This is a genomic window from Catenuloplanes japonicus (genome assembly GCF_000717135.1).
Taxonomy (GTDB): Bacteria; Actinomycetota; Actinomycetes; order Mycobacteriales; family Micromonosporaceae; genus Catenuloplanes; species Catenuloplanes japonicus.
In genome coordinates this window covers 1-19,431 of sequence record NZ_JNXY01000032.1, presented here as the reverse complement: position 1 = coordinate 19,431, position 19,431 = coordinate 1, and the positions used below count along the sequence as shown (strand labels likewise).

The 19,431-nt window shown below is 73.0% G+C and carries 17 protein-coding genes; 8 read left to right on the top strand and 9 right to left on the bottom strand.

What is annotated here, in order from left to right; all coding sequences use genetic code 11:
• Positions 1–2 precede the first annotated feature (2 nt).
• Together OP04_RS37050 and OP04_RS37045 are read left to right on the top strand one after the other, a co-directional pair.
• Entirely contained in the window at positions 3–2,459 is a 2,457-nt protein-coding gene (locus OP04_RS37050) for an Hsp70 family protein (protein ID WP_033344630.1), read from the top strand.
• Positions 2,456–3,331 carry a hypothetical protein gene (locus tag OP04_RS37045; RefSeq protein ID WP_033344629.1) on the top strand — a complete coding sequence of 292 codons (876 nt, stop codon included), beginning with the start codon at positions 2,456–2,458 and terminating at the stop codon, positions 3,329–3,331. The genes OP04_RS37050 and OP04_RS37045 overlap by 4 nt, the downstream gene beginning before the upstream one ends.
• Before the next feature lie 197 nt (positions 3,332–3,528).
• Here the strand turns inward: OP04_RS37045 and OP04_RS37040 are convergent, their stop codons facing one another.
• From OP04_RS37040 to OP04_RS37030, 3 genes are all read right to left on the bottom strand, one after another.
• Positions 3,529–4,611: an IS110 family RNA-guided transposase gene (locus OP04_RS37040; protein WP_033344628.1), complete on the bottom strand. Its 1,083-nt coding sequence runs from the start codon at positions 4,609–4,611 to the stop codon at positions 3,529–3,531.
• Between the two features lie 383 nt (positions 4,612–4,994).
• Complete coding sequence (locus OP04_RS37035; RefSeq protein WP_051799666.1) at positions 4,995–6,203, bottom strand: MFS transporter; 1,209 nt, start codon at positions 6,201–6,203, stop codon at positions 4,995–4,997.
• A 125-nt stretch (positions 6,204–6,328) separates the two neighbouring features.
• Positions 6,329–7,204 (bottom strand): hypothetical protein, encoded by an 876-nt coding sequence (locus OP04_RS37030; RefSeq protein ID WP_157240873.1) that lies wholly within the window; start codon positions 7,202–7,204, stop codon positions 6,329–6,331.
• Positions 7,205–7,390: 186 nt separating this feature from the next.
• Between OP04_RS37030 and OP04_RS37025 the strand changes: the two genes are divergently transcribed.
• Positions 7,391–7,927, top strand: coding sequence for a hypothetical protein (locus tag OP04_RS37025; protein ID WP_063746786.1), 537 nt, complete (start codon positions 7,391–7,393; stop codon positions 7,925–7,927).
• 59 nt (positions 7,928–7,986) lie between these two features.
• Here the strand turns inward: OP04_RS37025 and OP04_RS37020 are convergent, their stop codons facing one another.
• Together OP04_RS37020 and lnt are read right to left on the bottom strand one after the other, a co-directional pair.
• Positions 7,987–8,385: a PPOX class F420-dependent oxidoreductase gene (locus OP04_RS37020; RefSeq protein ID WP_033344626.1), complete on the bottom strand. Its 399-nt coding sequence runs from the start codon at positions 8,383–8,385 to the stop codon at positions 7,987–7,989.
• A gap of 9 nt (positions 8,386–8,394) precedes the next feature.
• Positions 8,395–10,014: an apolipoprotein N-acyltransferase gene (lnt, locus tag OP04_RS37015; RefSeq protein WP_051799665.1), complete on the bottom strand. Its 1,620-nt coding sequence runs from the start codon at positions 10,012–10,014 to the stop codon at positions 8,395–8,397.
• Between the two features lie 172 nt (positions 10,015–10,186).
• Here lnt and OP04_RS37010 point away from each other — a divergent pair, with 172 nt between their 5' ends.
• Both OP04_RS37010 and OP04_RS37005 read left to right on the top strand, forming a co-directional pair.
• Positions 10,187–11,194 carry an SDR family oxidoreductase gene (locus OP04_RS37010; RefSeq protein WP_033344625.1) on the top strand — a complete coding sequence of 336 codons (1,008 nt, stop codon included), beginning with the start codon at positions 10,187–10,189 and terminating at the stop codon, positions 11,192–11,194.
• 11 nt (positions 11,195–11,205) lie between these two features.
• Positions 11,206–12,000 carry a helix-turn-helix transcriptional regulator gene (locus tag OP04_RS37005; protein WP_051799664.1) on the top strand — a complete coding sequence of 265 codons (795 nt, stop codon included), beginning with the start codon at positions 11,206–11,208 and terminating at the stop codon, positions 11,998–12,000.
• Between the two features lie 106 nt (positions 12,001–12,106).
• On the opposite strand, the gene OP04_RS37000 is transcribed toward OP04_RS37005, so the two are convergent.
• Together OP04_RS37000 and OP04_RS36995 are read right to left on the bottom strand one after the other, a co-directional pair.
• Complete coding sequence (locus OP04_RS37000) at positions 12,107–13,822, bottom strand: IlvD/Edd family dehydratase (protein ID WP_033344624.1); 1,716 nt, start codon at positions 13,820–13,822, stop codon at positions 12,107–12,109.
• 57 nt (positions 13,823–13,879) lie between these two features.
• The gene (locus tag OP04_RS36995; protein WP_051799663.1) at positions 13,880–15,292 is read right to left on the bottom strand and encodes a tetratricopeptide repeat protein; all 1,413 of its coding nucleotides are present in this window, start codon (positions 15,290–15,292) and stop codon (positions 13,880–13,882) included.
• Positions 15,293–15,329: 37 nt separating this feature from the next.
• Between OP04_RS36995 and OP04_RS36990 the strand changes: the two genes are divergently transcribed.
• Positions 15,330–15,932 carry a hypothetical protein gene (locus tag OP04_RS36990; protein WP_033344623.1) on the top strand — a complete coding sequence of 201 codons (603 nt, stop codon included), beginning with the start codon at positions 15,330–15,332 and terminating at the stop codon, positions 15,930–15,932.
• Between the two features lie 111 nt (positions 15,933–16,043).
• Positions 16,044–17,018, top strand: coding sequence for an SEC-C domain-containing protein (locus OP04_RS36985; protein ID WP_033344670.1), 975 nt, complete (start codon positions 16,044–16,046; stop codon positions 17,016–17,018).
• A 213-nt stretch (positions 17,019–17,231) separates the two neighbouring features.
• On the opposite strand, the gene OP04_RS36980 is transcribed toward OP04_RS36985, so the two are convergent.
• Together OP04_RS36980 and OP04_RS36975 are read right to left on the bottom strand one after the other, a co-directional pair.
• Entirely contained in the window at positions 17,232–17,498 is a 267-nt protein-coding gene (locus OP04_RS36980; RefSeq protein ID WP_051799662.1) for a peptidoglycan-binding protein, read from the bottom strand.
• A 132-nt stretch (positions 17,499–17,630) separates the two neighbouring features.
• A complete protein-coding gene (locus OP04_RS36975) occupies positions 17,631–18,455 on the bottom strand; it encodes a helix-turn-helix transcriptional regulator (protein ID WP_033344622.1) in 825 nt (274 codons plus the stop codon).
• A 92-nt stretch (positions 18,456–18,547) separates the two neighbouring features.
• Here OP04_RS36975 and OP04_RS36970 point away from each other — a divergent pair, with 92 nt between their 5' ends.
• Positions 18,548–19,087: a cysteine hydrolase family protein gene (locus tag OP04_RS36970; RefSeq protein WP_033344621.1), complete on the top strand. Its 540-nt coding sequence runs from the start codon at positions 18,548–18,550 to the stop codon at positions 19,085–19,087.
• Positions 19,088–19,431: the final 344 nt, after the last annotated feature.

Below are 19,431 nucleotides of genomic sequence, written 5' to 3'. Positions count from 1 at the left end.
CCATGTGGGACAGCGACACGATCGACGTCGGCATCGACCTCGGCACCACCAACAGCGCGCTCGCCGTGATCGAGAACGGCGAGGCGGTCATCGTGAAGAGCAACGAGGGCCAGGACGTGACACCGTCCGTGGTGTGGATGCCGAAGCCGGGCAGCCTGTTCGTGGGCACCGGCGCGCGGCCCGGCCTCGAGACGGACCCGGACAACGCGGCCGCGGAGTTCAAGCTGGAGATGGGCCTGGCCGACGCGCGGCGCACGTTCCCGGGGGCGTCGCGCGAGATGACGCCGCCGCAGCTGTCCGCCGAGGTGCTCAAGTCGATCCGCGGGGACGCGGCGCACCGGCTCGGCGTGGCGCCGCGGGCCGCCGTGATCACCGTGCCGGCCGCGTTCACGCTCAACCAGAACAAGGCCACGGTGGAGGCCGCGCAGCTCGCCGGGTTCGACGCGGGCTGCCCGCTGGTGCAGGAGCCGACCGCGGCCGCGTTCGCGTTCGGGTTCCAGGACGCGGAGGACCGCGGCTACTGGATGGTGTTCGACTTCGGCGGCGGCACGTTCGACGCGGCCGTGGTCAGCAAGCGCGACGGTGACCTGCGCGTGCTCACCCACGCCGGTGATCCGTACCTGGGCGGCAAGCTCATCGACTGGGCGGTGGTCGAGCGGGTACTGGCGCCGGCCGCGGCCAAGGAGCTCGGGCTGGACGGGTTCCGCCGGGACAACCTGCTCTGGCGGCCCGCGTTCGCGCAGCTCAAGGCCGCGGCCGAGGCGGCGAAGATCGCGCTGTCGCGCCGGGAGTCGGTGCCGGTCACGATCAAGCTGAGCCTCGGGCCGGGCCGGGTCGAGTGGTTCGAGCACACGCTGCGCCGCGACGAGCTGGACGCGGTCGCGGAGCCGTACTACACCCGCGCGATCAACCTCTGCCGCGCGTCGCTGCGCGAGGCCTCGCTGAGCGAGTCGGACATCGACCGGGTGCTGCTGGTCGGCGGCGTCACGCTCGCGCCCGGCCTGCGCGAACGCCTCGCCGACCCGGCGACCGGCATCGGGATCGCGCTCGACACCAGCCTGGACCCGAGCACGGTGGTGGCACGCGGCGCGGCGATCTTCGCCTCCACGGTCCGGCGGCCGGTGACCGCCTCCGCGGCCGACGCCGGCGCGTTCACGGTCGACCTGGCGTACGAGCCGAGCGTGACCACCACGACGCCCACGATCGGCGGGCGGGTCGGCGGCACGGCACAGGGCGCCTGGACCGGGTACGGCGTCGTCCTTGCCAACCCCGACGGCAGGCCGCCGTTCCGGTCCGCCCGGATCGGGCTGAACGCCACCGGAGGCTTCGCCACGGACGTGGACGTCGACCCGCACCGCACCTCCCGGTTCACCATCGCGCTCACCGACGCCGGCGGCGCGCCGCAGCCGCTGGTCCCGGCCACGTTCTCGATCACGCACCGGGACGTGGAGTTCGGCGGCGTACGGCTGGCGCACTCGCTCGGCATCCAGCTCGCGGACCGGGTGTTCGCGCCGCTGCTGCGGAAGGGCGCCACGCTGCCGGCCCGCGCCCGCGAGGTCTTCCACACCACCAGCGCGATGCGCCGCGACTCGACGGACGCGCTGCTGCGCATCCCGGTCGTGCAGGGCGAACGCGCCCGCGGCGACCGCAACCGCCAGGTCGGCGTGCTGGAGATCCAGCCCCGCGACGTGCGCATCGACCTGCCGGCCGGCACCGAGGTCGAGGTGACGTTCGAGGTGGACGCGGACAGCCTGGTCACCGTGGTCGCGGACGTACCGCTGGTGCAGACCCAGTTCGAGGCCGAGATCAACCTCGACGAGGTGCGGACCACGCCGCCGGCCGAGCTCCGCGGACAGCTGGAGGAGGTGCAGCAGCGGCTGGCGGAGCTGCGCGGCACCGCCCCGGCCGGCGAGGCCCGCGACCGCCTCGGCCGGCTCGACGCGGAGAACGCGATCGTCACCGCCCGCGACCAGGTGGACGCGGCCGCGATCGACGCCGGTGCGGCCGCGGCCGCGGAGGAACGGCTGCGCGGCCTGCAGGCGGACCTGGACGACATCGAGGACGCGACCAAGCTGCCGGCCGAGACCGCGCGCCTGCGGGACCTGCTCGACGAGGCCGACCTGCTCGCCGGCACCGCCGCGGACCGGCAGGAGCTGGCCCGCCTGCGCCGGCAGGCCGACGAGGCCGCCGACCTGCGTACCGTCGCCGACCTGATCACCCAGGTCACCGGCGTGCTCGTGGACCTGGAACGCCGCAGCCCGGAGTGGCCGGTGAAGCTGTTCTTCGGCCTGATCCAGGTGCTCGGCGACCACGGCCCGGCGAAGCCGCTGATCCGCGAGGGACGGCAGGCGATCGCGCACCAGGACGCCCGCGCGCTCGACGCGGTCAACCAGCGCCTGGTCCGGCTGCTGCCCGCCGAGCAGCAGGACCAGGTCATCGGCCTCAGGAGGTCATCGTGAGCACCGCGCTGCACTATGCCCTGACCCTCGACCGTGCCTGGGCCGCGGCCCGGGACGGCGACCTGGAGCGGGCCGCCCGCCTGCTCGACCCGATCGCGCCGACGATCGCGGTGCTGGATCTGCGCGCCCGGATCCACGCCCAGCGCGGCGACCTGGCCCGCGCGGACGCCTGCTGGGCGCAGGTGCAGCGGCTGGACCCGCAGCACGAACCGGCGCGGCGAGGGCGGGCCGCGATCGCGGCACACCGGTACCGGCGGCCGGCGATGGCGGGGGCCGCGGTGCTGGTGCTGGTCGCGCTGGTGGCGGGCGGGGTGGTGTGGCTACCGGCTCCCGCGGAGGCGCCCCTGCCCGCGGCCGCTCCCCCTGAGGCGCCGGTGCCGGCGGCCGCGCCCACAACGATCGACCCGGAGGTCCAGCGGGTCCGGCAGCAGATGGACGAACTGGCCGCGTCCGCCGCCCTCCACCGGCAGCGGCTGTCCGAGATCGCGGCCGCGCTGGCCATGCCCGGCCTGGTCACCGAGCCGCGCGACGACGACGTCCGGGTGGTCTTCGACCTCGGGCTCTTCACCGGCGACACGCGGCTGGCCGAGGGCGCGTTCACCACGGTCACGGCCGTAGGCCGCCGGCTGCCGGACCTGCGGGTGACGGCCACGGTCGTCGGGCACTCGGTGCCGGTGGCCGGGGAGCGCAACAGCGGCGGCACCACGACCGCGTACGCGCGGGCGCAGGTCGCGGCCGGCCTGCTGTCCGAGGCGTCCGGGCTGCCACTGACCGCGTTCACGCTGGCGACGGCCGACCAGTCGCAGGGGCCGCACCCGGAGACGGCACGGAACCGGACCGTCACGCTGCTGGTGCGCCCGGTCCCGGCCTGAGAAGCGCGCCCGCGCTTCCCAGCCGGCCCGGCGGACCGCAACACCGTTGCCGTTGACCCGCGAACGAAGATCAGCGCCCCTTCCCGACCCACGCGACCGCGTGCGGCGGGATGACCTGAGCACGGCGGGACTCGCGTGCTCTTTCCGGTGTCGCGCGGGACCGGCTCCGACGGCGGGAGGCAAGCGGAGCGATGCTCCTATGTTTGTCCAGGGGTGTTTTCAAGATTTTTTGGTGGCATGAGGAGGGTGTAGATGTCGCGGGCTATGTAGCGTTTCAGGCATCGAAGGATTTCGGGTTTGCTGAGGCCGTCTTTGGTGCGTTTCTCGACGTAGGCGCGGGTTCTCGGGTCGCGGCCCATCCGGGTGATCGCGATCCACCACAACGCGTTGTTGGCGTCGCGGTCACCACCGCGGTTGAGGCGGTGACGGTGGGTGCGCCCGGACGAGGCCGGCAAGGGCGCGACGCCGCAGAGCATCGCGAACGCGGCCTCGCTGCGCAGCCGGCCGGGGTTGTCCCCGGCGGTGATCAGCAGCTGCGCGGCGACATCCGGCCCGACACCGAACGCGGCGATCAGCCGGGGGTTGATCGCGGTGACCAGCGGCGTGATCAGCTCGTCCAGCTCGGCGATCTCCGCACTCAGCTGCTGATGCCGGCGGGCCAGACTCCCCAACGCGATCATCACCGCCACCCCCGGCTCACCACACCGGTCACGATCCGGCACCGCCGCAGCACACTCCTTGACCAGCGCAGGGACCCGTAACCCGCGCAAGGCCTGCCGGACCGGCTCGGCCGCGGTCACGATCAGCGCCTTCATCTGCCGCTGCACATCCGCCCGGCAGACGACCGCGCCACGCCGGGCGACCCGCAGATTCCGTAACGCCTCGACCCGCCCGTCCCGCTCCTTCGGGACCCCCGTCCGCCGCTGCGCCAACGCCGCCCGCGCCGCAGCCTCCGCATCGACCGGATCACTCTTACCCAGGCCACGACGGGTCTTACGGTCCGGCCGGTCGACCTCGACCAGCCGCACACCCTCCGCCCGCAGATACCGGGCCAGACCCGCCCCATACGCACCCGTGCCCTCGACCCCGACCAGCACCACACTCCCCCGCGCCCGCAGCCACCCCAGCAGCAGCACATACCCGGCCGCCGACGCCTCGAACTGCGCATGCCCGAGCATCCGCCCCGCCCCATCGACCGCCGCCACGGTATGAGTGTCACGATGCGTATCCACACCACCCGTCACCTCGACACCCGTGACCACCACACCCGACTGTGACATCGTTGAACCGTCCATCCCTCTGTCCGCTCACACCGGGCAAACAGGGCAGACACGCACCAGCCGGGCACGGCAGGACAAGACAGTAAAGGGACCTCTAGCCAGGCTCCTATAAAGTCACTACCCGCCCACACCGGCACGTGCACCCCACGGGCCCCGTGCCGGCACAGCCGACAGATCGCTCAAAGACCCGCAGTCAGCCAGCGGACGAGTCAGACCGACCGGCACGGGACCCACCACCAATACTTACTGCCAGCGGAGTCTTGGTGGACGGCGAGGTTTGCCCGCGGGAGCATGCGGACCGCGACCACGCCGGAAGCGGGAAAATCTGCTTCTGGGTCCTGATTTTGATCTTTTGCGAGGGAGGGACCGGCGGCCGTCGGCGGTCAGTCCGTGACGCGGGTGGCGCGCGTGCGGGTGGCGGCGGCGAGGAGGGGGTCGGCGACGGCGAGGACGAGTGCGGCGGTGATGACCAGGCCGCCGACCAGGGCGGTCGCGCGCAGGCCGGCGAGCGTCAGGACGAGGCCGCCGAGGAGGGAGCCGCCGGCGATGCCGAGGTTGAAGGCGGCGGAGTTGGTGGCGGCGGCCATGGTGACGTCGCGGGGCGCGACCTCCAGGACGCGGGCGGTCAGCGCGGGGCCGAGTGCGCCGAACGCGAAGCCGCACAGCGCCGTGCACAGGATGACGGCGACCGGGGAGGAGGCCAGTATCGCCAGTCCGAGCTGCGCGGACGCCTGGAGCACGGTGGATCCGATCATGACCAGGTCGGGGCGGCGGTCGACCAGCGCGCCGCAGACGATCACGCCGGCCAGGCCGGTGAGGCCGCGCAGCAGCAGCACCGGGCCGACCGCGGCGTCGCTGAAACCGGCCACGTCGGTCAGGAACGGGGTGGTGAACGTGAACGCGACGAACAGGCCGCCGACCAGGAGCACGGTCATCGCGGTGAGCGTCCGGTAGCGGGGCGCGCTCGGGGACAGGCCGACGGCGGCGGCGCCGGTACGGGCCGGGCTCGGCGGCATCAGCGCCGCCACCAGTGCGAACGAGGCCAGGCCGAGCGCGGCGAGCGCGTAGAACGCGGCCTGCCAGCCGGCCTGCTGGCCCAGCCAGACGCCCGCGGGGACGCCGAGCATCGGGGCGAGCGCGGAGCCGCCGAAGACGGTCGCGGCGGCCCGGCCGCGGACCTCGGCGGAGAACAGCCCGGTGGCCGCGGGACCGACCACGGCCCAGAACACCGACTGGCTGAGCGCGACCACGACCCGCGCGCCGAGCAGCAGCCCGTAGGTCGGTGCCAGCGCGGACGCGACCGTCGCCACGACGAAGACGGCCAGCAGGACGGAGAGCAGGAGCCGCCGGGGTACGGTCCGGAAGACCCAGGCCAGCGGCACCGTCATCACGGCCACGGTCAGCCCGTAGCCGGTGATGAGCAGGCCCGCGTCCGGCAGCGACACCCGGTAGTGCGCCGCGATCATCGGCAGCAGCCCGACCGGCAGCGACTCCATCGCCACGAAGCAGAACGCCCCGGCCGCCATCGCGGCGAGCGCGCCGACCGCCCGTGCCGTGGCCGGTCGCTGCCCTGTCATCTCGATCGTCGTCACCCGGCCACCCCACCGGCCAGATCGGGATATGTCAATCTAATTCGCGCCTGTTCCAATCGGGAGCATGGGTGACCTGACAACGTCACCGGCACCCTGTCCATCGTGGACGGCGGAGGTGTGCCGGCCTAACGGGCCTCGCGGTAGGAGCCGCTGCAGAAGGTCGTGGGACCGGGGCGGCCTTCCGCCTCCTTGACGCCGTCGACCGTGACCAGGCATGTGACGGTCGGGAGCGAGGTGAAGGACGCGGTGGCCGCGGAGGCGTTCACGTTGATCGGGACGGACATGCCGTAGGACGGGAACTGGATCGTCTTCGTCCAGGGCAGCGTGACCGTCTCCGGCTCGGTCCGGACGAGCGTCGGGTCGGTGTAGCCGACGACCGCGTTCGGGGTATTCGTGCCGGTCACGGTCAGCACCATCTCGTGCGGCCTCCCGGTCGTGGTCCGGCCGACCTCGGGCAACCGCTCCAGCGCCTTGCCGGCCAGCGTCGTCGCGGCCGCCACCTGGTCGTAGTCCTGGTCGGCGTGCGCGAATCCCAGCCCCAGGCTGATGATCAGCGACCCCTGCCGGGCGTAGAGCTGCGTGTCGTCCACGCCGGCGGTGGTGATCCACACCTCGTCCGCGCCCGCGACCGTGTTCCCCGCGCTGCTCTGCGGCTTGTTCTGCAGCAGGTACCGGAAGTACAGCTCCGCCGACACCGGGTCCGGCTGCAGGTTGAACCCGAGGAAGTGGCTGCCCAGCGCGTGACAGGTGATCGCGTTCGGGCTGACGTCCGGCGACGGCCCGCGGTCCTCCCACCGCAGCGCCTCCACGCCCACGTCCAGGAAGTCGTCCGCGGTCAGCACGTCGCACATCGCCTCGGTCAGCTTCCCGTCGGCGAGCGTCGGCCACGCGGTCGGCGTCGCCGCTCCGGCCCCCTCGCCGTCACCGCCTCCGCCGCCGCAGGCCGTCAGGCACAGCGCCGCAGCGAGCGCGGCGAGCAACCGCCGTGGTCGGACATGCATGATCATCCTTCTCCTCCGCCGGCAACGACAACCCAGACAGAAAGAGCAAACCCCACCCCATCGCCGGTACGCCCCGTTCCCGGACGACATCGGACCCCGTACCCCGTCCGCCCTGCTCCCCGCCCCTCCGCCGGACTCCCCCACCGGACAGAACCGGAGTGTCCGGCGGATGCCTATGCTCCTTCCGTGACCGATGAGGACCGGGGGCTGCCGGCGGTGCTGGCGGAGGCGCACGACGTCTGGCCGGCGGCGTTCGGCCGGTGGTACGACTTCGAGCCGGACGACGAGTTCGAGAGCGCGGCGACGACCACGCGGTGGTGGCACGAGCAGACCGGCAATCCGGGGGCGGGTGCCGCGCCGTTCAGGGTGTTCGCGCGCGACGGCACCGGCGGGCTGGTCGCGTTCTGGGAGCGGGAGCCGGAGATGCCCGTCGAGTCGCAACCCGTCGTGTTCTTCAGTTCGGAGGGCGGGATCGACGTCATCGCGCGGGACCTCGGCGACTACCTCTGGCTGCTGGGCGGCGGTCTCGCGCCGCTGGAGGCGGTCTTCGGGCTGGACGGGGAGCCGGAACCCGTTCCGGCGCTGCTCGCGCTCGCGCAGCGGCACACGCGGGCGTCGCCGAGATCCCCGGAGCGCGTGATGGAGGCGGGCCGGCTTCTCGTGCCCGGACTGACCGCGTTCGTCGAGGCAGCCTGCCGGTACGACGACTCGGCGTCAGGGTGACGCTACCGTGCCACTATGTCTCGAAATTTCGGGCACGGAGTGCCCGAAGATCGAGATCGTCACACGTTCCGGGCGCCGCCGCCGGCGTCCGGCACGATGTTGTAGCTGATGATGCGGCGCGGGTGGATGCGGATGATCGGGCCGGGCATGTGGGCCTCGGAGTCGGCCGGCGCGGACAGCGCCTCGGCCGTGCCGCGGATCTCCAGCATGCGGACCCGCCACGGGCTGACCGACACGATGTCGTCGACCACGAACGCGACCACCGACCCGGCCTCGACGTTGCGGAACTTACGGCTCGCCGACATGTTGTGGCCGCCGATGTCGATCGTGTCGAGCGCGGAGTTGTACCCGTACCCCACTGGATTGTTCTGGATCGTGCCGTTGGGCTGCGCGCTGGCGAGCCGGCCGAGCTGCTGACCGCGGAGATACTCGATCTCGGCGTCGGTGAAGGCAGACATGGGGACGGATCATGCCGCCTCAACCGCGGTTGAGGTCAAGCCTCGAAGCGCCAGTCCGGCCAGGGTCAGCAGCGAGACGATCACGATGGCGAGCGGCAGCACACCCCGCATCCGGGTGGCCGGCGTCAGACCGTCACGCAACGTCACCTCCTGCACCATCACGCCCGCCTCGAACGTGGGCAGCGCCGCCGTCGTGCGCCCTGACCCGTCGATGATCGCGCTGGTCCCGACCGTGGAGATGTTGACAACGTCCCGGCCGGTCTCGAGCGCGCGGACGCGGGCGATCGCGAGCTGCTGCACGCTCTCGTCCGTGGTACCGAAGTCGCCGTTGTTGGACTGCGCGAGGATCAGCTGCGCGCCGCGCGCCGGAAGGTCGCTGATCACGTCGTCTGACGTGATGTCGAAGCAGATCGAGGAGCCGAGCCGCAGGCCGCCGACCTCGAGCACGCCCTCGCGGGTGCCGGGCACGTAGTCGCGCGCGACCAGCCCGATCAGGTCCGGCGCGAGCATCGACCAGAACGCGCGGTCCGGCACGTACTCACCGAACGGCACCGGCCGCTTCTTGTCGTAGAAGTCCGTCGGGGTGCTGAGTCCGGGCTCAAAAGCCAGGCTGGTGTTGTAGTACAGGTCGTCACGCTTGGTGATCGCACCGAGGATCAGCGGGGCGTCGACGGTGTCGGCGACGCGCATGATCCGGTCCAGGGCCTCGGCCGAGCGGGTCGGATCGAGGTCGCTGCCGTCCTCGGGCCAGACGACGACGTCGACGCTGCCCGGGGTGATCGTGGCGGTGGCACGCTCGGAGGCGGCCAGCAGGTCACCGCGCTCTCGGGCGGTGAAGTAGCCGGCCGGGCCGTTGCCCTGCACCGCGCCGACCGTGATCGTGCCGGCGGAGGGCAGCTGCCAGACGGGGACCAGCGTGAGGGCGGCGGCGACGGTGGCCCAGGCGGCGGCTGCCGTCAGGGTACTCCGCAGCGCGGGCCGGCGGTCGGCCTTCGCCGATTCCTGCCACGCACGCGCGCCCTGGTCGTCGGCTACCGCACGCACGATCCGATAGCCGGCCGCCGCGATCGCGACCAGCACGAACGTCAGCCCCGACGCCCCGACCCAGGACAGCAGCGGCGCCAGCACCCCCTCGCTGTGCGAGAACGCCACCCGCCCCCACGAGAACCCGTTGTACGGCCAGCGCGCCGCCACCTCCTCCCGCGCCGCCCACAGCCCGGCCGTGAGCAGCGGATAGAGCAGGTAGGCGCCGCGCGCCGGGATCAGCCGCGACGCGAACCCGATCAGCCCGCACCCGAGCCCGACCGCGATCGCCTGCGACGCGGACAGCGCGATCCACGGCACCGGCCCGAGATACAGCCCGCTCCACGACGCGATCGCCAGGTAGAACGCCAGGCCCGCGATCGCGCCGACGCCGGCCGCCCGCCAGAACCGCAGCCCGTCCACGGCCGCCAGCACCATGGCCACGCCGACCAGCGTCAACGGCCACCAGCCCAGACCCGGAAACCCGAGGTCCATGACGAGCCCGCCGGCCAGCGCGGTCACCGGCCGCCACAGCCTCGCCCGCCAGCGCCCGGCCAGGGTCACCGCCGCCCGATCCCGCACCGGATCCACGAGTCCCACCGTCATGCCGCGCGTCTCCCCGGTCCGATCTTGAGCGTGCGCGGTCATGTCTACGGCCTGCCACCCCCGAACACCAAACCCGGGACGACCCGGAGCTCCGCCTCTCGCGGCCTGTCCCCGCGGGGACCAGTGTCAGCGGGAACTTCTCCGCCCAGGTCAGCACCCGCAGGATCGATGCATGGCCACCGTACTCGTCACCGGCGGAACCGGATTCGTCGGCGCGCACACCATCGCCGCGCTGCTGCACGCCGGGCACACCGTCCGCACCACGCTCCGCGACCTGTCCCGGCAGGACGACGTGAACACGATGCTCCGCACCGCGCCGGGCACCGTCTCCTTCTTCCGCGCCGACCTGCACCACGACGACGGCTGGGCGGACGCGGTGACCGGCACCGACTTCGTGCTGCACGTCGCGTCACCGTTCCCGGCCTCGGCGCCCCGCCACGAGGACGACCTGATCGTCCCGGCCCGGAACGGCGCGCTGCGGGTGCTGCGCGCGGCCCGGGACGCCGGCGTGAAACGGGTGGTGCTGACGTCGTCGTTCGCCGCCGTCGGCTACGGCCACGGCCGGACCGGCCGTGTCTTCACCGAGAGCGACTGGACTCGGACGGACGGTCCGGGCGTGACCCCGTACGTCAGGTCCAAGGCTCTTGCCGAGCGCGCGGCCTGGGACTTCGTCGAGGCGGAGGGCGGCGGCCCGGAACTGACCGTGATCAACCCGGTCGGCATCTTCGGCCCGGTCCTCGGCCCGGACTACGCCTCCTCGATCGGGATCATCGCCTCGATGCTCGACGGCGGCATGCCGGTCGCACCACCGGTCTGGACGCAGGCCGTGGACGTCCGCGACGTGGCGGACGCGCACCTGCGCGCCATGGTCTCGCCGGCCGCGGCCGGGCGGCGCTACCTGGCGCTGGCCGGCGGGACGATCTCGTTCGCGGAGATCGGCCGGACGCTGCACGCCCGGTTCGGCGAGGCCGCCGCGAAGGCGCCCACCCGTGCGGCTCCGGCCTGGCTCATCCGCGCGATGGCCCGGTTCAACCCGCGGCTGACCGAGGTCGTGCCACAGTTGAACGTGATCCGCCGCGCCGACAACTCCCGGATCCGGGAGGAACTGGGCTGGTCGCCGCGATCGAACGAGGAGGCGGTCATCGCCGCCGCGGAGTCGCTGCTCCGTCTGGCCCGTTGAAGGGGGCGTCCATGATGGACACACTCGGGGACTTCCTGCGGGCGCGGCGGGAGCTGATCCGCCCGGAGGACGTCGGCATGGTCGCGGGCGCGCGCCGCCGTGTGCCCGGCCTGCGCCGCGAGGAGGTGGCGCTGCTGGCCGGGATCAGTGCCGAGTACTACCTTCGGCTGGAACAGGGCCGTGACCTGCACCCGTCCGACCAGATCCTGACCGCGCTGGCGTCGGCGCTGCAACTCGACGACGACGCGGTCGCGTATCTGCATCGGCTCGCCCACCCCGCGCCGCGGCCCGCACGACGCCGCCGGTCCGCGCCCGCGCCGTCCCTGCAACCGCTGGTGGACAGCTGGCCCGCCACGCCCGCCTACGTTCAGGACGCCGCCGGCCGGGTCACCGCGGCGAACCGGCCGGCGGTCGCGCTCTGCCCCTTCTTCGCGGTCGGGCAGACGCCGCTGCGGTCGGTGTTCCTCGAGCCGGAGATGCGGCGCTTCTATGTGAACTGGGCGGATACGACGGCCAAGGCCGTGTCCGGGCTGCGTGCGACGCTGGCGCTGGGCGGGGACGCGGAACCGGGGCTGCTGGAGCTGATCGGTGAGCTGACGGTCGCCAGCGACCGCTTCCGTACCCTCTGGGCCCGCCGTGACGTCCGTGGCCGCACGACCGGGCTCACCGAGATCGCACATCCGCTGGTCGGGCCGCTCCAGCTGCACTACGAGAAGTTCCAGCAGCCGGAGTCCCGTCAGCTCCTCGTCGTCTACCGCCCCACCCCCGCCTCCACCGACCGCCTCCAGCTCCTCACCACCCTGTGACCAGGTCTTCATCGCCTGCCGGAACGTCGGGTGCCGCGCGCCGCATCAACGGCCGGCCGGGACGTGGTGGCACCGAGTGCCAGATCCACAGTGGAGCCGTAACGGCTCAGTGCGATTCGCGTGATACCCGATCGCCGCTGGCGCCGAGGAGAAAGTCCAGGTCCGCGCCGGTGTTCGCCTGGCCGACCGTATCGACGTAGAGCCGCTCCCAGCCGCGCGACGGCGCCGCGAACGCCTTGACCGTCTCCGGCGACGGTTCCCGGGCCTCCAGCTCGCCGGCGGGGATGTCCACGTCGAGCCGGCGCGCCGCCACGTCGAGGATGATCATGTCGCCGGTGCGGACCTTGGCGAGCGGGCCTCCGGCGGCGGCCTCCGGCGTCACGTGCAGCACGACCGTGCCGTACGCGGTGCCGCTCATCCGCCCGTCGCAGATGCGAACCATGTCGCGCACGCCGGCGGCCAGCAGCTTCGCGGGCAGCGGCATGTTCGACACCTCGGGCATGCCGGGGTAACCCTTCGGGCCGCAACCGCGCAGCACCAGCACGGAGTCGGCGGTGACGTCCAGGTCCGGGTCGTCCAGGCGGGCGTGCAGATCCTCGATCGAGTCGAAGACGACGGCGGGGCCGCGGTGCCGCAGCAGCTCCGGGGAGGCCGCGGCCGGCTTGATGACCGCGCCGTCCGGCGCCAGGTTGCCGCGCAGCACGGCGATGCCCGCGTGCGGCTGCAACGGCTCCGCACGGGGGCGGATCACCTCGCGGTCGTAGACCGGGGCGTCGTCCAGGTACTCCACCAGCGGGCGGCCGGTCACGGTCAGCGCGGCCGGGTCGAGCAGGTCACGCACCTCGGCCAGCACCGCGTGCAGTCCGCCGGCGCGATAGAGGTCGTCCATCAGGAACCGGCCGGCCGGCAGCAGGTCGACCAGCAGCGGCACGCCGGCGCCGACCGTGTCGAAATCGTCCTGGGTCAGGTGCACGCCGAGCCGGCCGGCGATCGCGAGCAGGTGCACGACCGCGTTCGTGGATCCACCGATCGCGGCCAGCGCCACGATCGCGTTGAGGAAGGAGCCCCGGGTCAAGATCGCATCGGGGGTACGCCCGGCGTCCACCATCTCGATGATCAGGCGCCCGGTCGCGTGCGCGCCCTCGAGGAGCCGGCTGTCCGGCGCCGGGGTGCCCGCCAGGCCGGGCAGCGTCATGCCCAGCACCTCGGCGAGCAGGCCCATCGTCGACGCCGTACCCATCGTGTTGCAATGGCCCTTGCTTCTGATCATCGACGACTCGGAGCGCTGGAACTCGGCCGTGGACAGCGTGCCGGCGCGCACCTCCTCGCTCAGCTTGAACACGTCGGTGCCGCAGCCCAGCGGGGCGCCGCGGAACGTGCCGGTCAGCATCGGCCCGCCCGGCACCACCACGGCCGGCAGCCCGACCGACGCGGCGGCCATCAGCAGCGCCGGGATGGTCTTGTCGCAGCCGCCGAGCAGGACCACGCCGTCGATCGGGTTGGCGCGCAGCATCTCCTCGGTCGCCATCGCGGCCATGTTGCGCCACAGCATCGCGGTCGGCCGGACCAGCGTCTCGCCGAGCGAGACGACCGGCAGGTTCAGCGGGATGCCGCCGGCGGCGTGGATGCCGTCGGAGACGCTGCGCGCGACCTCGTTCAGATGGCTGTTGCAGGGCGTGAGGTCGGAGGCGGTGTTGGCGATCGCGATGTGCGGACGGCCGTCGAACGCGTCCGCGGGCAGGCCACGGCGCATCCACGCGCGGTGGATGTAGCTGTTGCGGACGTCGCCGGCGTACCACTGCGCGCTTCGTCGTGCGGGCATCGCGCCCTCCGTCCGTGATCGACGATCGTGAACGCGATGGTACGTCGTGGCAGCCTCTCAGCGCAGTCGTACCGCCGCGTTGATCGCCGCCAGGCCCGCCTCCGCGTCGCCGGACGCCATCAGCAGGTTGCCGTGATGCTCGAAGCTGTCCGCCACCAGCGCGCGCAGGTCCGCGTCGAGCAGCGCGAACGGCATCAGACGCTGAGCCACGCCGCTGAGCCAGCCGGCCAGGTCCAGCGCCAGCGGGCTCGCGCCGGCCGCCTCCAGCCAGCGGGAGAACGTCAGCAGCAGCCGCGCCCATTGGGTGCCCGGGTGCGCGAACTGGTAGCGCATCTGGACCGTCTGCGCCGAGGACGCGCCCGCGAACAGGTAGTGCGCCTCCATCGCCAGCCGGATCCCGGTCTCCGGGTCGGCGTCCAGCAGCGCGACGGCGAGCGCGGCCAGCTGCTCCGCGTACGCCGGTGCGAGCTGCATCGGGCAGCGGCCGGTCGGGATCACCAGGGCCGTCCCCTCCGGCGGCGTGACCAGCACGGACAGGCTCTCGACCCGCTCCCGGCCGAGCGCGTTCCCGGCCGCCTCCAGCGCGGCCGCGAGCGTGAGCCGGGTCCAGTCCGCGTCGTAGGCCTCGTCGGCGTCCGGGTCGGTGAGCCGGGCTTCGGCCAGCGCCGCGTCCGCCTCCCCGATCCGGCCGGCCGCGCGCAGGTGCGCGGCGGACCTGGCCAGCGCGTCGATCAGCTCGCGGATCTCGTGCAGGCCGGCCGGCGCCAGCGAGCGGGCGACCGTGACCGCGATGTCCGCGGCCTGCGTCGCCATCTCCAGGTCCCCCTGCCCGCCGTGGATCTCGGCGGCCAGCCGCGCGGCCCCGCGCAGGTAGCGGGCGTAGACCGGCGCGTCCGGCCTGGCGTTGATCCGGTCGGCCAGCTGCAGGAAGTGCCGCACGGCCATGTCCGCCGACCGGACCGCGAGGTCCGGGTCGCCGCCGCCACCGGACAGCACCTGCGCGTTCAGCGACAGCACCCGGGCCAGGTCCGCCTTGTGGGTGTCGTCCCGCTCGGTCAGGATCACGTACGCCGAGACCGCCTCGTCCAACTCGAGCACGGCCGAGGCCACGAAACCGCGCTGCATCTGGGCCAGGCCGCGGCGCGCCTGCACGTCCGCCAGCAGCGGCGCCACGTCGAGCGACCCGCTGAGCCCTCGGTACGCCTCCTCGCACTCGTTCAGCGCCGTGACCGCGTCGCCCGGCCGGCCGACCGCGCTGTACGACGACGCCAGCCCGTACAGCGTGGCCGCGAGCTGCTGCCGGAAGCGCGGCTCACCGGGGTCCTCCGCGATCAGCGCGCGCACCAGCACCGCCGACTCCTCGTGCGCTTCGAGTGCGAGATCCGCACGGCCCTCGGCGGCATGGACCTGCGCCCGCTGGGTCAGCAGGCCGCCGCGCAGCACGCGCGGGTCGTTCGGGTCGAATGTCACGCCACGATTGAAGCAACCCGGGGCACGTACGTCGGACATGGCACAGGGCGCCGAGCTGCCCGAACCTGTCCAGACCGAGGTCGGCGGGCGCCCGGGGACGTTGCGCACCGTCACCGGCTGGCCCGGTGCCGTGCCCGGCCAGAATCTCTACCTCTACCGATGGCAGCCGGTGGACGGACTCTGGGCCCAGGCCGAGGTGCACACGCCCTTCGAGGGCAGAGCCCTCTCCTACATCGGGGAGGTCCGGCTCGACCACACCCGCCGGTGCGCGACGCCGTTCCGGACCACCGGCGAGACCGCCGGAATGGTCGTCCGGGACTGCTGGGTCGAGCTCCGCGCGGAGAACGAGGCCGGCCTGTTCTACAGCGGCGGCTTCACGCTCTACGAGGGCCAGCGCCGGCTCCGGGTCCAGGTGCAGACCGGCCCCGCCGGCGACTACCCCGGGACGCTCACCGCCGGCCCCTACCAGGTCGTACCGGACCCGTCCGGCGACACCTGGAACATGAAGCACCGACAGATGATGTTCACCGCGATCAGCCTGCGGAAGAACGCGGCGGTCACCCAGGACGAGGTGCTGCAGATCATCGGCGGTCTCCAGATCTCCGACCAGCTGAATGATCCCAGCGCCTGGAGTAGGTAACGGGGGCGTCCGCCGCCACCCGATCGGGTGGCGGCGGACGTACGTACCCCGGAATGAGACTTAGATCTACGGCTGTCGGTGCCTGACAGGCAGTACCGTGGCAAGGTGCCGATGAAAGCCAACCTGACCAGCGCAGACCTTCAAGACCTCCGGCAGTCCGCCCTCGGCGCGCCCGATCCGCTCGGCGTCGCCGCCGAGCTGGCCGGCGCCGTGGACAACGGCCTCCTGGCCGACAAGGCCGATGCCGGGGTCGCCCTCACCCTCGCCGCCGAGATCGCCGAGAGCCGTTCCAAGCTCGACGCGGCCCAGCGCTACGTGGACCGGGCACTCGACGAGTTCGGAACGCGGGACGACTCCCCGGTCGCCGCCGCACGGGCCCTGCGCGCCCGCATCCTGTTCCGGACCGGCCACGCGGACGAGGCGCTCGCCGAGATCGAGCCGCTGCGCCCGCTGCTGCTGCAACACACGGACGCGGCCGCGTACATCAGCGCCGCCCTCGCCGTCGGCGGCCACGCCAAGACCGCGGAGCAGTGGCTGACCGAGGCGGTGCAGACCGCGCTCGCCGAGCGCGCGTCCGAGCCGTCCTCCGCCGAGGACGCCGGCCTGCTGTTCTTCCTGCTCCAGCAGCGGCACCGCATCCGCCACCTGCTCGGTCTGCCGCACGACGGCCACGACAACCTCGCCGACCGGCTGGAGACGAAGCTGGCCAACGCCGGCGCGTCCACCACCACCGCGGCCGAGCTGCTGTTCTGGCCGCAGGCCCAGTTCGACAAGCTGATCGCGCAGTGGCCCGCGCTGTCCGAGTCCTACGGCAAGACCTGGGACGAGCACCGCGCCCGCCTCGAGCGCGAGCTGACCCGCGAGGGCGTCTCCCCCGCGTTCGTCCCGTCCGGCACGGTGTCCGGTCTGACCGGTTTCGCCGGCACCGACGGCGACCCGACCGACGCCAAGACCCGCGCCGGCTACGCCCGCCAGCTCGCCACCCGCGCCGGCCAGATCACCTGGCCCCCGGAGCGCAACGCCCCCTGCTGGTGCGGCTCCGGCGACAAGTACAAGAAGTGCTGCCTGCGGCGCGCCCGCGCCTAGCCTCCCGCTCCGCCCCGGTCCTCCCGCACGCCGTCCCGTGCCGGAGGACCGGACCATTTCCAGACCCAAAACCAAGATCCAGGTCGTGATGTCCCGCTTCCAGCAGGGTCACCGTCCGCGAGCTCCCGCGGCCTCGGATCCGTGGGTGGTCACCCGAGAACCACGTGCACTCCGTGCCCGAAATTTCACGAAATAGCGGTGTGTGCGATCGCGTCAGGTCGCGGGACGGGTGCGGCGGAGCGTCGTGACCATCATGTGGATGGTGCGCGGGCCCGCTATGCCGTCGGCGGGGAGGCCGGTCGCGGTCTGGAAGCGGGTCACCGCGCGGGACAGCGCGGGCGGGGAGCCGTCGCCGGTGTTCACGCGCAGCGCCTCCAGCAGGCGCCGGACCGTGCGGGCGTCCGCGGGCGGGTTCGCCGAAGCGTCCACCAGGCCGGACAGTGCCTTCACCACCGCGCCGATCGTCGTCGTCACCGTCATGACCGCCTCCTCGTCGTCGCCTGTTCCAGCGTGCAACGAACGGACCGGCCACGGCCTCCGGCAAAGGACCGGATCCCGGGAGGCTCCCGCTCCGACTTTCGGCCGACCCGACCCGTAGGGGGACGGCCGCGGCTAGGGCAGGTCGGCGGTGGCGAGGCGGCGGAAGACCTCGTGGGTCGGGGAGCCGGGGGCGGCGCAGCAGGTGATCAGGCGCTGGCCGGTCTCGGGGACGTGCAGGACCTGGTACTCGTACTCCAGCGGGCCGAGACCGGGCAGGCTCACGCGTTTCGTGGCGCTGCGGCGGACCGCCACGTCATGGTCGGCCCAGAGCGCGGCGAACGCGGGAGACGTGCCGAGCAGCTCGGTGACCAGCGCGGCCAGGCCGGGGTCGCCGGGGTTCTGCGCGTACGAGGCACGCAGGTCGGCCACGGTGTCGCGGGTGAACGCGGCCGCGGTCCCGGAGCTCCACTCGCCGTCGACGATCACGTTGCCGAACAGCCAGCGCAGCATGTTGCGCTCGTCGCCGCGCAGCAGCGAGTCCAGCAGGTGGCCGGCGAGCCGGTTCCAGGCGAGGATGTCGTAGCGGGCGTCGACCACGTAGGCCGGCACGTGCGGCATCCCGTCGAGCAGGTAGCGGATCGCCGGGGCCAGCTCCCGCGACGGTGCGGCCGCCTTCGGCGGATTGATGCCGGCGGTACGGAAGAGGTAGTCGCGTTCGTCCCGGGTCAGCACCAGTGCGCGGGCCAGCGCGGCCAGGATCTGCCGGGACGGCGCCGAACCGCGCCCCTGCTCCAGCCGGATGTAGTAGTCGATGGAGATCCCGGCGAGCTGCGCGACCTCCTGCCGCCGCAGCCCCGGCGTGCGCCGCCGCGCGCCGTCCGGCAGCCCCACGTCGCCGGGCTCCAGCCGCGCGCGCCGCGCCCGCAGGAACGCGGCCAGATCCGCCCGCTGAGTCACCCGGCAAGTCTGCCATCCGGTGGGTGGTACGACCTGTACCAGCATCAACCGGTCTCTGCCCGCAGCGCCTCGAGACGCGGAGACTGGACGCCATGACCACCACCGCGCTGCTCGTCATGGACGTGCAGAACTCCGTCGTCGCCCGCTACCCCGACCCGGGCTACCTGCCCCGCCTCCGGACCGCCGTCGACGCGGCCCGCGCGGCCGGCGTGCGCGTCATCTACCCGTCCGTCGGCTTCCGTCCCGGCGCGCCGGAGGTGGACCCGGGCAACAGGATGTTCGGCCGCCTGGCCGGCCTCACGCTGCCCGCGTCCGACGCCACCGAGATCCACGCGGACGTGACGCCGGCCGACGGCGACATCGTGGTGACGAAGCGGCGGGTGTCCGCGTTCGCCGGCAGCGACCTCGACATGGTGCTGCGCGCGCAGGGGATCCGGCAGCTGGTCCTGACCGGCATCGCCACCAGCGGCGTGGTCCTGTCCACGCTCCGCCAGGCCGCCGACCTCGACTACACGCTGACCGTCCTCGCCGACGCCTGCCTCGACAGCGACCCCGAGGTCCACCGCGTGCTGACCGAGAAGATCTTCCCCATGCAGGCCGACGTGCTCACCGTGGGCGATTGGAAGCCCTGACAGCCTGTATCCGGCGCCGATATACCGTGATAAGCCGAAATTTCGGGCGCGGAGCGCCCGCTCCCCCAGCCCACCGCACAGCGCCCGCTCCCCCAGCCCACCGCACAGCGCCCGCTTCCCCGCCCCACCGCACAGCGCCCGTTCCGCGGGCCGACGCACAGCACCCGCTCCCCGACCCACCGCGGACCGCCCGGTCCGCGGGCCAGCGCCGAGTGGTGAGCCGACGCGGGGTTGTTCGTGGGGATCGCGGAACCGACCCGAAAATCGAAAGGTGAGTGGGCAGGCGACAGCGCCCGGCGGAGCCGGGTGGGGTGTGGGGTGGGGTCAGGTGGTGGCGGGGTTGG

What these genes read in the sequence shown, in the direction of transcription:
- OP04_RS37050 (WP_033344630.1), top strand. Translation starts at nt 3, where the DNA reads ATGTGGGACAGCGACACGATCGACGTCGGCATCGACCTCGGCACCACC.
- OP04_RS37040 (WP_033344628.1), bottom strand. Translation starts at nt 4,611, where the DNA reads ATGTCACAGTCGGGTGTGGTGGTCACGGGTGTCGAGGTGACGGGTGGT.
- OP04_RS37030 (WP_157240873.1), bottom strand. Translation starts at nt 7,204, where the DNA reads ATGCATGTCCGACCACGGCGGTTGCTCGCCGCGCTCGCTGCGGCGCTG.
- OP04_RS37020 (WP_033344626.1), bottom strand. Translation starts at nt 8,385, where the DNA reads ATGTCTGCCTTCACCGACGCCGAGATCGAGTATCTCCGCGGTCAGCAG.
- lnt (WP_051799665.1), bottom strand. Translation starts at nt 10,014, where the DNA reads ATGACGGTGGGACTCGTGGATCCGGTGCGGGATCGGGCGGCGGTGACC.
- OP04_RS37010 (WP_033344625.1), top strand. Translation starts at nt 10,187, where the DNA reads ATGGCCACCGTACTCGTCACCGGCGGAACCGGATTCGTCGGCGCGCAC.
- OP04_RS37005 (WP_051799664.1), top strand. Translation starts at nt 11,206, where the DNA reads ATGATGGACACACTCGGGGACTTCCTGCGGGCGCGGCGGGAGCTGATC.
- OP04_RS37000 (WP_033344624.1), bottom strand. Translation starts at nt 13,822, where the DNA reads ATGCCCGCACGACGAAGCGCGCAGTGGTACGCCGGCGACGTCCGCAAC.
- OP04_RS36990 (WP_033344623.1), top strand. Translation starts at nt 15,330, where the DNA reads ATGGCACAGGGCGCCGAGCTGCCCGAACCTGTCCAGACCGAGGTCGGC.
- OP04_RS36985 (WP_033344670.1), top strand. Translation starts at nt 16,044, where the DNA reads ATGAAAGCCAACCTGACCAGCGCAGACCTTCAAGACCTCCGGCAGTCC.
- OP04_RS36980 (WP_051799662.1), bottom strand. Translation starts at nt 17,498, where the DNA reads ATGACGGTGACGACGACGATCGGCGCGGTGGTGAAGGCACTGTCCGGC.
- OP04_RS36970 (WP_033344621.1), top strand. Translation starts at nt 18,548, where the DNA reads ATGACCACCACCGCGCTGCTCGTCATGGACGTGCAGAACTCCGTCGTC.